Genomic DNA, 9923 nt, shown 5'->3' with positions numbered 1-9923 from the left:
AGCCGGCGCCGTAGGCCGAGCAGACGCGCACGTACTCGACGGGCGCAGCCTTCTTGATCGGCAGATCGGCAGCGTGCGCACCGGCAACGACGGTCAGGCCAGCAGCCGAACCGAGCAGAAGGCTCTTAACGAGCTTCATGGAGACCTCCAAGATTTCGGACCCGATTGGGGTGAACGACTCTGTTCCGAAGACCTTTTCGGCCTCGAGACCATGTCCCTCTTATGCCCCCGAAGATTCGGCTGCCGCACAGACAGTGCCGAACCACACCTGACTTCGTTCGGTGCGATCGGAACAATCTTTCATACGGCCGAGTTGATCAATCGTCCTCAAGTTCTAACAAGGCTCGGCTGTGCCCTTGCTGCCGGAATGTGGCAGAATCATCACATTTCTGCCGTCGAGACCAGGACGATCTACTTATGAACTAACAAAATTAACGTTGGTATAATCTTGGATGGTTTCGGTGCCGGCGCGGAAGAGTCGGGCACTAACAAAACATAACTATCGCTTCGATCCGCCTTTATATCTGGCTTCCCGTCCTGATCGGCATGGTATCGACCCAGGAATAAACGCCATTCGAAGTCGTGAAGCGGATCGGCGTGCCGTCGCGATCGCTTTCGACGCAACCGAGGGGGTGGATATTCGGCGCGTCGCGACAGGCGTTGGCGAACCCTTGTCCCCGTCCGGAGCCGGTCCGGCGAGCCCGCGACGGGATGTGCGGCGGCTGCGCCGGCGAACGCGCCGTGGCGGCGACCGGCGTCGAGGCGAATCGGCGTGCCGACGGCCGTTCCCGCCCGCGTCCTCGTGCCGTGTCCCGGCACCGACATGTCTTGGCGATGGGCCCGCTCGACTCTCCTCCCCCGGTGCCGCCCGGGCGATCCGGGTCGCCGCCGGTCGGCCGCGCCAGCCGTGTCCGGATCGAAGCCTTGGATCCGCGGAGACGATCAGGGCGCTCCTTGGGGCGCGTTGGGGCCGTGCCCGCCCCGCCGTCGCCGCAGCCCGCCCCGCACGCCGCCCGAATGCGGGAGCGCCCCTTGCCATCAGTTTTTAGTTGTTCTAATTAGCAACTGACCGGGCCGGAGGCGGCCCACGACCGGGAGACACCATCATGGCGACCACCCAGGGCGCGGCCTGCAACAGCTGCCGCTACTTCGACGACCACAAGCTCAACGGCGCCGCCGCCTCGGCCGATGCCGGCCTGTGCCGCTTCAACCCGCCGGTCAGCCAGCCCGACCCGCAGGGCCACGGCTTGTGGCCGGTCGTCGCCGGCCAGGATTGGTGCGGACATTTCACCGCCGAGCAGACCGCGGCGGAGTAATCCGCGCGGCCGCTCCGGTCCGCCGACGGACACGACCCCCGCCCGATTGCCGAGCGGGGGTTTTTGGCGTACGGGGCGCTGCGGTCACGGTGCCGCCGGCCGGGTGCCGTAGGCCTCCGCCATGGCGTCGATCGCCGCGAGCTTGGCGTGGTAGGCCGACCAGTCGTCGCCCTCCGCGATCAGCGCCCACAGGGCCTCGACCTCGTCGATCAGCATCGTGCACGGCGTGGCCTGCGCGAAGTACGGGTGGTCGAGCCGGGCCGCCGGATCGGGCGAGAGGGCGCCGAGCGCTTGGCGCACCCGCGAAAAACCCTCGCCGGCGTAGTGCGCGGCGGCCGGGCTGCGGGCGGCGCGGTCCTGGCTCGCCAGGCCGCCGTACCAGTCGAAGAAGACCTGCTCGAACGGCGCCCGGCTCGTCTGCAGGAAGGCCCAGAACGCGCCCACGAGGGCGTGCGTCGCCGTCTCGTCCGCCGGCGTCGCGAGGCCGAGCCGGCGCAGGATCGCCTCCGCGAAGGCCTCCTGCAGCGCCGGGCCATAGACGTCCATGGCCGCGCCCAGCCTGGCCTCGTCGGAGAGCGGCAGCAGGCACTCGGCGAGCCGTGCGAGGTTCCAGCCCAGGGCCTCCGGCTGGCGCCCGAAGGCGTAGAGGCCGTACTCGTCGAAATAGGCGGCGGTGAAGGCCGGATCGTTGACCGGCGCGAAGCGCCACGGGCCGTAATCGAAGCTCTCGCCGGTCACGTTGATGTTGTCGGTGTTGAGCACCCCGTGCACGAACCCCGCCGCCATCCACTGCGCGCCCATCCGGGCGACGCGCCGGCAGACGTCGGCGAGGAAGGCCGCCGCCCGGTCGGCCGGGTCGTCGCGCCACGCCTCCGGCCGGTAGGTCGCGACCGCGTGGTCGAGCAGGCGCAGCAGGTTCTCCCGGTCGTCGTAGGCGCGGAAGCGCTGGAAGGTGCCGATGCGGATATGGGAGTGGCTGAGCCGCACCAGCACCGACGAGCGCGTCGGCGACGGCTCGTCGCCGCGCACCAGCGCCTCCCCGGTCTCTATCAGGCTGAACGACTTCGAGGTCTCGACGCCGAGCGCCTCCAGCATCGTGGTGGCCAGCACCTCGCGCACCCCGCCCTTGAGGGTCAGTCGGCCGTCGGCGGTGCGCGACCAGGGGGTGCGCCCGCTGCCCTTGGTGGCGAGGTCGAGCAGGCGTCCGTCGGCGAGATCGTGGAGTTGCGCGAACAGGAAGCCGCGGCCGTCGCCGATCTCGGGATTGTAGCTGCGGAACTGGTGGCCGTGGTAGCGCAGGGCCAGCGGCTCGGGAAAGCTGCCGGGCAGCGGCGCGAAGCGGCCGAAATGCGCGACCCACTCTTCGTCGGTGAGCGATTCCAGCCCCACCCGCGCCGCCCAGGGCCGGTTGCGGTGGCGCAGGATGTGGGCCGGGAAGCGGGCGGCCGCCACCACGTCGTAGAAGTCGGGCCCGAGATCGGCGTGGCGGCGCGAGGGACGGAACGGTGTGGCCGGCATCGGGACCTCGACGAAGGAGCGGGGTGGCCGGGCCGATCGACGGGAGGCGAATCGGTCGGGCGGGGTCGGTGGCGCAACGCGCCGCCCGCGATCCCAGGTCCCGGGTGCCCCGGGGGCACCCGTTCCGGCATCGCCGCGGCGGGTGCATGCATGTCACAGTGATGCGTGAACGACACGCGGAAAAGCGTGCGAATCGGGCTGTCAATCCGCTTCGCGACGTGAGAAAGTGTCCCTCGTCATCGCCACACGTGGCAGATCCGCCTTGCGGGACGGTCTGAGTTGCGTCAGGAGTGTGGCGGTCATCTTGGTCACCGCAACCGGGAATGGAACGATCTCGAGGCGTCCGCTGTCAGGTACAGAACGCACCGGGGTACAAGGGTGGTCGGCGGTTTTTACGTTTTGGCGAGCTTCTAATGGGACGTGGTCGTGATTTCAGGGAGCCGCGCCGTCGCGGCTTCGACGAGGGTGGTGGCGAGCCGCGGTGGCCTGACCAGGCCCCGCAGGGCAGCAGCTACGGCGGTGGCTATGGCGGCGGTGGTGGCGGCGGCTACGGTGGCGGCGGCGGTGGTGGTTACGGCGGCGGCGGCTTCGGCGGCGGCGGCGGTGGCTTCGACCGTGGCGGCCCGCGCAGCGCTGCCCCCTCGGGGCCGGAGCGCGACGCGACGGTCAAGTGGTTCAACAAGGAGAAGGGCTTCGGCTTCGTCGAGCTCGGCGACGGCTCGGGCGACGCCTTCCTCCACATTCGCGCCGTCGAGGCGGCCGGCCACGCCGATCTGATGCCGGGCACCCGCCTGAGCGTGCAGACCGCGCAGGGCCAGAAGGGCCCGCAGGTGACCAACATCACCAGCGTGGACACCAGCACGGCCGAGGCCCCGGTCCGTCGCGATCCCCGTCCGCCGCGCAGCGGTGGCTTCGGCGGCGGCGGTTTCGGTGGTGGTGGCTACGGCGACCGTCCCGAGCGTGGCGCCGGCGGCGGTGGCCGCTTCGCCTCCGGTCCCTCGACCGAGATGACCGGCACCGTGAAGTGGTACGATCCCGCCAAGGGCTTCGGCTTCGTGTCGGTGAACGACGGCGGCAAGGATGTCTTCATCCACCGCTCGGCGCTCGCCCGCGCCGGCCTCGAGTCCCTCGCCGAGGGCCAGCCCGTCACCATGGGCGTGGTCGAGGGCATGAAGGGCCGCGAGGCTCAGAGCATCAGCGTCGACTGATCCTCGGTGCATTCCAGCACGGATGATCGACTGATACGGACGGAGCGGTGGCCCATGGCCACCGCTCCTTTCCGTTTGCGCGTCGTCCTGACGAGACTCGCGCTTCTCGGATTCCTGGCGGTCCTGGCCCTGCCGGGCCCTGCCGCGGCCGAGGACTTCACCGGCTTCTACGCCGGCATCAATGCCGGTTACGGTTGGCAGGCCAAGCGGCCCGATATCCAGTCCGGGTCCCCCCTGCCCGCCTGGGGCAGGACGCCGGAGGCCGACGCCCTGCCGCCGAGCGCGACCCGCGCCGCGGACCGCAACCCGTTCCTGACCGGCAAGGGAGCCGGCAAGGGAACCGGGCGCTGAGGCGGCGCCCGTCTTCGGGCATGACACCGAAACAGCGGGGACAGCCCTAGCGCGGCCTCCCGGTAAGACCAGGGTCGGACGTGCGAAACGGCAGCGCTTGTGGCATGGTGGCGCTCGAACCCAACCGGGCTCGGGACCCCTTCACGATGACCACCGTTCACGACGTCACCCCGGACCAGCTGCGCGGGCTGGAAGCCGCCGGCGAGGCCGCGCTCAATGCCGCGCTCGGCCGCCTCCCGGCCCACGAGCGCGAGGCCTACTGGGCCTCGGTGCGCCGGGCCTACAACGCGCCCTACAACGATGCGGTGAAGAAGCCGCGCGCGGCGCAGGCGCGGGCGGTCTGAGGACGATTCCGCGACCGGGGACGTGATCCGCGCCGGTCGGTATGCAGGAACCCTCCCCGTGCGAAGGAGGGAGGGTTCGCGTGGCGGCCCCCCAGGGGGCGAGGCGGGCGCGGTCGGCGCCCGCGCCGGCGTCACGCCTTCTTGGCGCGCTCGATGCCCTCGAGGATCAGGCGCTGCGCCTCGGCCTTGTCGCCCCAGCGCACGATCTTCACCCACTTGCCGGGCTCGAGATCCTTGTAGTGCTCGAAGAAGTGCTGAATCTGGTGGATCGTGATGTCGGGCAGGTCGGTGTAGTTCTCGATCCGGTCGTAGCGCTTGGTCAGGTTGCGCGACGGAACGGCGATGATCTTCTCGTCCTCGCCGGCATTGTCCTCCATCACCAGCACGCCGACCGGGCGCACGCTCATCACGGCGCCGGGGACGATCGCCCGGGTGTTGGCGACGAGCACGTCGCACGGGTCGCCGTCGCCCGACAGGGTGTGGGGAATGAAGCCGTAGTTCCCCGGGTAGTGCATCGCGGTGTAGAGGAACCGGTCGACGATCAGCGTCCCGGCATCCTTGTCCATCTCGTACTTGATCGGCTCGCCGCCGACCGGGACCTCGATGACGACGTTGACGTCTTCGGGCGGGTTCTTGCCGATGGAGATGGCGTCGAGGCGCATGAGCGAACTCCCTGCAAGGGCGGACGCGCCCCTGAATGGCGCGGTCCTTAGAGGGCCGCAGGCGCCGGCACAAGCGCCTGCGCGCAACGATGGCTATGACAGTCGAGGACAAGGTCCCGTCCGGCCACGCTTCGCGCGAAAACCGGCGCGGACGATCCGTTTGCTGCCGATGAGCACGCGTTGAGCAGATGACGGCGCGCCGGCGACCAAACGGGAGGCAGGATGCCTCCCGCCCCGGCCCTCAACCGAACAGGTAGGCGACCTTGGGCAGGTCGGCGCCGGCGATCCGGTCGCAGGCCTCGGCGACGACGCGCCCGCCCATCCGCTCGTAGAAGTCCCGCGCCCGGTCGTTCTCGGCGAGCGACCAGACGGCGATCCGGCGCACGTCCCGGTCGGCGAGGTCGTTGCGCACCGCCCGGAACAGGCGGGTGCCGTAGCCGAGGCCCTGGTAGTTCGGCGCCAGGTAGATCTCGTCGATCTCGCCTTCGGCCTTGAGCGCCCGGTCGCGGCAGCGCCCGTAGGACACGTAGCCGATCACGCTCTCGCCGATCTCCAGCACCACCAGCGGCCGGCTGCGCCCGATGGTGGAGCGCCACCAGCGCGGCCCGCGCCGGGCGAGCATCCGGTCGAGGGCGACGCCCGGGATGATGCCCTGGTAGGCCTCGCGCCACGCGGCGTCGAAGATCTCCGACAGCATCCCGGCATCCTGCTCCCGGGCCCTGCGCATGCTGACGACCTGAGTGCTCACGGTCTACCCCCTCGATTGTTAGCCGACGGATCGCGTCCCCACGATGCGGGGGAGACTTCGCAAGCGCAATGCCACGCTCCTGCGCCGGCTCATCGAACGGCCGGTCGTTGCGGCCGGGTCACGCGGCTGGTAGAGCGGCCTACTGTTCCTCCGCGCGAATCGCGTTCTCCCGTCCCAGCCAGGCGCCCGTCCCTTCGTGCTCAACCGCTTCCTCCCGCCCGAGACCCGCTACGCCCGCCGCATGGCCCGGATCGCCCGCTGGGAGCAGCCGATCGCCGGGCCGGGCGGGCGCCTGCGCGCCTGGGCGAACATGCTGCTCGTCGATCACGGCGTGTTTCGCCTGGCCTATCTCAACCGCCACCGGATCGGCCGCGGGATGGTCTGGCGCTCGGCCCAGCCGGGCCCGCACGACCTCGCCTGGTTCCGGCGCCAGGGCGTGCGCACCATCATCTCGCTGCGCGGCGGGCGCGAGCACGGCTCCTGGCAGCTCCAGCGCGAGGCCTGCGAGCGCGAGGGGCTGGCGCTGGTCGAGTTCGTGATGCGCTCGCGCGAGGCGCCCGACAAGGCGACGCTTCTGGCCGCCAGGGACTTCTTCGCCGGCCTCGCCTATCCGGCGGTGCTGCACTGCAAGTCCGGCGCCGACCGGGCGGGGCTGGCCGCCGCCCTCTACCTGATCCTGCACGAGGGCCGGCCGGTGCGCGAGGCGGCGCGCCAGCTCTCGGCGAAGTTCGGCCATTTCCGCTTCGCCAAGACGGGCATCCTCGACGCGTTCTTCGAGCGCTACCTCACCGAGGGCGAGCCGAAGGGCCTGAGCTTCCTCGACTGGGTCGAGCACCACTACGATCCCGAGGCGCTCAAGCGCGACTTCCGCACCGGGGTGTGGTCGGACCTGCTGGTGGACCGTCTGCTGCGGCGGGAGTGAGGCTACCCCCGCGTCGTCAGCAGCACGCCCGCGCCGATCGCCAGGATGGCGCCGACATGGAGCGGGTCCGGCACCTCCCCGAGCACCGGAATCGCCAGGATGGTCGCGATCACCGGCACGAGTGCCGTGAAGGCCGGGGTGCGCCGGCCGATCAGCCCGAGCGAGCGGTTGAAGGCGACGAGCGCCACCACGCTCACCAGCACCCCCTGGTAGAGGGCCTGGAGCGCGACCTCGGCGGGTGCCGCCTCCAGGAGGCGCGACAGGCCCGAGGCGAGGTAGACCGGGATGTAGGTGACGAGTGAGCCGACGCAGATCAGTGCGGTCGCCTCCAGGGCCGTGAGACGCGAGCGGCGCATACGCACCGTGCCGGCGGCCCACAGGAAGGCGGCGGTGAGGAGCAGGCCGTAGCCGAAGAGTTCGTCCGCATCGCGAAAGCCCCCCGCCAGGGTGAGCGCCCCGGCGGCGATCAGCCCGAGGCCGGCGAGCGCCAGCCGCCCCGGCCGGTCGCCCAGCACCAGGGCGCCGAGCAGCGCGGCGAAGAGCGGCATCGTGCCGGGGGTGAGCGCCGCGCCGTGGCCGGCCGGCGCGTAGCGGAGCGCAATCGAGATCAGGAGCGCGAAGGGCGCGCCCTGCGCCACGTACAGGACCGCGCCGTCGAGGTACGCCCGCCGGTCGAGGCCGCGCAGGCGCAGGAGCAGAACCGGCAGCAGCAGCAGCCCGCCGATGCCGAAGCGGAGCGCCACGAGGTCGGCGGGCCCGAGCACGCCCCCCGCCCCCACCGCGCGGCGGGTGATGACGAACCAGCCGCCCCACAGGCTGACGGCGAGGAGCGCGAAGGCGACCCCCTCGGCGAGGCGGCGTCCGGACGGCGCCTCGGCGGTCGCTCTTCCGTCCTCCGGCCTCACGACGCCTGCGCCGCCGATGCGGGCTCCCGGTCGTCGGCGAGCTGGAGCCGGTGCAGGCGCGCATAGGTGCCGCCCCGGGCGATCAGGGCGGCGTGGCTGCCGGTCTCGGCGACCCGGCCGGCCTCCATCGCGACGATCAGGTCGGCGTCGCGCACCGTCGAGAGGCGGTGGGCGATGACGAGCGTGGTGCGGCCCCGCATCAGCCGGGTCAGCGCCGCCTGGACGAGCTGCTCGGATTCGGCGTCGAGCGCCGAGGTCGCCTCGTCGAGGAGCAGGATCGGCGCGTCGCGCAGGAAGGCGCGGGCGAGCGCGATGCGCTGGCGCTCGCCGCCCGACAGCCGGCTGCCGGCCGGCCCGACGCGGAACTCGTAGCCCTCGGACCGGGCGGCGATGAAGTCGTGCGCGGCGGCGTTGCGCGCGGCGGCCTCGATCTCGGCCCGGCTCGCGCCCTCGCGGCCGAAGGCGATGTTTCGCGCGATGGTGTCGTCGAACAGGACGACCTCCTGCGACACCACCGCGACGGCCCGGCGCAGCGAATCCAGCGTCACGTCGCGCACGTCCTGTCCGTCGATGACGACCCGGCCCTCGGTGACGTCGTAGAGCCGCGGCACCAGGGAGAGCAGCGTCGACTTGCCCGACCCCGAGCGCCCGACGAGCGCGGTGGTGCGTCCGGCCGGGACGGTGAGATCGATGCCCTCCAGCGCCGGGGCGTCGTCGCGGTAGCGGAAGCGCACCCCCTCGAACCGGACCTCGCCGCCGGCGACGGCGAGCGCCGGCGCCCCGGGCTTCTCGCGGATCGTCGGCGCCTCGTCCATCAGCGCGAAGGTGCGCGAGAGCGCGGCCAGCGCCTCCTGCAGGATGGCGTTCAGGTTGCCGAGCGCGCGGGCCGGCTGGGCGGCGAGCAGCAGCGCCGCGACGTAGCCGGTGAAGTCGCCGACGGTCTTCTCGCCCGACAGGATGCGGTGGCCGATGAAGGCCAACACCCCGGCGACCGCGAGGCCGCCGCCGATCTCGAGCAGCGGGTCGAGCCGGCCGCGGGCATTGGCGGCCTTCATCTTGAGCCGGCGCACCTCGTCGAGGGCGTCGCGGGTGCGGCCCTTGAGGTAGCCCTCGAGACCGTAGGTCTTGGCGACCCGGGCGCCGGCCAGGCTCTCGCTGATCAGGCTCGCGGTGAGGCCGACCTGTTCCTGGGTCGAGGTCGAGACCCGGCGCAGCTTCTTGCCGATCCGGGCGATCGGCCCGGCGACGAACGGCACGGTGACCCCGGCGACGAGGGTCAGCCACGGGTCCATCCACACCATGGCGCAGACGAGCGCCACCAGCATCGCCACGTCGCGCAGGAGCACGGTGGAGATGCGCGTCAGCGCCTCCTTGATGAAGGCGAAGTCGGTGGTGAAGCGTTGCGTGAGGCTCGCCGGGCTCTCCCGGCCGAGCTGGGCGAGGTCCTGGTCGATCATGTGGCCGTAGAGCGCGGCCTGCATGTCGGCCTCGACCCGGGTGACGACCCGGTTGGTCAGCACCGTCTGGCCGAGCAGCGCGAAGCCCCGCACCGCCGTCACCGCGATCACCAGGACGGGACCGTAGGCCAGCGCCCCGGCATCCTTGGCGTCGAAGGCGTCGAAGGCCGCCTTGATCAGGGTCGGGTAGAAGCCGGTGGCGGCGCCGATCACCGCGATCAGCACCAGCACGACCGCGAGCGTCCCGGCATGCGGCCGCAGCCAGTCGCGCCAGAGCCGGGTGAGCAACGGCAGCATGTCGCCGGAGAGGAGGGGGCGCCGCGCCATTGATGCTTCGCTTCGTCCGTGGGGTGTGGACGGTGGCGCTAGCACGCGGGTCGGGCGGGCGGCAATTCGGGGCGGCGCGGGGCTGGGCTGCGGGCAGTCTCGCCACAGGCCGGCGCGAGGTCACCCGACGGTTTCGTGCGATTGAACAATTGCCATCTGCATGTC

The 9923-nt window shown here is 71.4% G+C and carries 11 protein-coding genes; 5 read left to right on the top strand and 6 right to left on the bottom strand.

The features are described 5' to 3' along the window. A partial coding sequence (locus V3T34_RS19385) for a porin (RefSeq protein ID WP_305077272.1) occupies positions 1-139 on the bottom strand: 139 nt, incomplete at its 3' end. 967 nt (positions 140-1106) lie between these two features. Between V3T34_RS19385 and V3T34_RS19380 the strand changes: the two genes are divergently transcribed. Continuing rightward, positions 1107-1316, top strand: a complete 210-nt coding sequence (locus tag V3T34_RS19380; RefSeq protein WP_060848019.1) for a hypothetical protein — start codon at positions 1107-1109, stop codon at positions 1314-1316. Positions 1317-1400: 84 nt separating this feature from the next. On the opposite strand, the gene V3T34_RS19375 is transcribed toward V3T34_RS19380, so the two are convergent. Further along, positions 1401-2834, bottom strand: a complete 1434-nt coding sequence (locus V3T34_RS19375) for a protein adenylyltransferase SelO (protein ID WP_305077203.1) — start codon at positions 2832-2834, stop codon at positions 1401-1403. Positions 2835-3247: 413 nt separating this feature from the next. Here V3T34_RS19375 and V3T34_RS19370 point away from each other — a divergent pair, with 413 nt between their 5' ends. The 3 genes from V3T34_RS19370 to V3T34_RS19360 all read left to right on the top strand — a co-directional run bounded on the left by V3T34_RS19370 (position 3248) and on the right by V3T34_RS19360 (position 4737). Further along, the gene (locus tag V3T34_RS19370; RefSeq protein ID WP_060848020.1) at positions 3248-4042 is read left to right on the top strand and encodes a cold-shock protein; all 795 of its coding nucleotides are present in this window, start codon (positions 3248-3250) and stop codon (positions 4040-4042) included. Between the two features lie 54 nt (positions 4043-4096). Continuing rightward, on the top strand, positions 4097-4393 hold the full coding sequence (locus V3T34_RS19365) for a hypothetical protein (protein WP_305077204.1): 297 nt from the start codon (positions 4097-4099) through the stop codon (positions 4391-4393). Between the two features lie 146 nt (positions 4394-4539). Further along, positions 4540-4737, top strand: a complete 198-nt coding sequence (locus V3T34_RS19360; protein ID WP_060849485.1) for a hypothetical protein — start codon at positions 4540-4542, stop codon at positions 4735-4737. A 131-nt stretch (positions 4738-4868) separates the two neighbouring features. Here V3T34_RS19360 and ppa read toward each other — a convergent pair whose 3' ends face one another. Together ppa and V3T34_RS19350 are read right to left on the bottom strand one after the other, a co-directional pair. Beyond that, the gene (gene ppa, locus V3T34_RS19355; protein ID WP_060848022.1) at positions 4869-5399 is read right to left on the bottom strand and encodes an inorganic diphosphatase; all 531 of its coding nucleotides are present in this window, start codon (positions 5397-5399) and stop codon (positions 4869-4871) included. A 241-nt stretch (positions 5400-5640) separates the two neighbouring features. Beyond that, on the bottom strand, positions 5641-6147 hold the full coding sequence (locus V3T34_RS19350) for a GNAT family N-acetyltransferase (protein ID WP_060848023.1): 507 nt from the start codon (positions 6145-6147) through the stop codon (positions 5641-5643). 196 nt (positions 6148-6343) lie between these two features. Between V3T34_RS19350 and V3T34_RS19345 the strand changes: the two genes are divergently transcribed. After that, the gene (locus V3T34_RS19345; protein ID WP_060848024.1) at positions 6344-7069 is read left to right on the top strand and encodes a fused DSP-PTPase phosphatase/NAD kinase-like protein; all 726 of its coding nucleotides are present in this window, start codon (positions 6344-6346) and stop codon (positions 7067-7069) included. A gap of 2 nt (positions 7070-7071) precedes the next feature. On the opposite strand, the gene V3T34_RS19340 is transcribed toward V3T34_RS19345, so the two are convergent. Together V3T34_RS19340 and V3T34_RS19335 are read right to left on the bottom strand one after the other, a co-directional pair. Further along, the gene (locus tag V3T34_RS19340; protein WP_060848025.1) at positions 7072-7974 is read right to left on the bottom strand and encodes a DMT family transporter; all 903 of its coding nucleotides are present in this window, start codon (positions 7972-7974) and stop codon (positions 7072-7074) included. After that, positions 7971-9758 carry an ABC transporter ATP-binding protein gene (locus V3T34_RS19335; RefSeq protein WP_305077205.1) on the bottom strand — a complete coding sequence of 596 codons (1788 nt, stop codon included), beginning with the start codon at positions 9756-9758 and terminating at the stop codon, positions 7971-7973. The genes V3T34_RS19340 and V3T34_RS19335 overlap by 4 nt, the downstream gene beginning before the upstream one ends. Positions 9759-9923: the final 165 nt, after the last annotated feature.

Origin of the sequence: Methylobacterium ajmalii (assembly GCF_036448855.1) — a bacterium.
GTDB classification, from domain to species: domain Bacteria; phylum Pseudomonadota; class Alphaproteobacteria; order Rhizobiales; family Beijerinckiaceae; genus Methylobacterium; species Methylobacterium ajmalii.
Note: the sequence above shows the minus strand (reverse complement) of the source record. Positions and strands in the feature narration are given on the sequence as shown.

What these genes read in the sequence shown, in the direction of transcription:
- V3T34_RS19375 (WP_305077203.1), bottom strand. Translation starts at nt 2,834, where the DNA reads ATGCCGGCCACACCGTTCCGTCCCTCGCGCCGCCACGCCGATCTCGGG.
- V3T34_RS19370 (WP_060848020.1), top strand. Translation starts at nt 3,248, where the DNA reads ATGGGACGTGGTCGTGATTTCAGGGAGCCGCGCCGTCGCGGCTTCGAC.
- V3T34_RS19365 (WP_305077204.1), top strand. Translation starts at nt 4,097, where the DNA reads ATGGCCACCGCTCCTTTCCGTTTGCGCGTCGTCCTGACGAGACTCGCG.
- V3T34_RS19360 (WP_060849485.1), top strand. Translation starts at nt 4,540, where the DNA reads ATGACCACCGTTCACGACGTCACCCCGGACCAGCTGCGCGGGCTGGAA.
- ppa (WP_060848022.1), bottom strand. Translation starts at nt 5,399, where the DNA reads ATGCGCCTCGACGCCATCTCCATCGGCAAGAACCCGCCCGAAGACGTC.
- V3T34_RS19380 (WP_060848019.1), top strand. Translation starts at nt 1,107, where the DNA reads ATGGCGACCACCCAGGGCGCGGCCTGCAACAGCTGCCGCTACTTCGAC.
- V3T34_RS19335 (WP_305077205.1), bottom strand. Translation starts at nt 9,758, where the DNA reads ATGGCGCGGCGCCCCCTCCTCTCCGGCGACATGCTGCCGTTGCTCACC.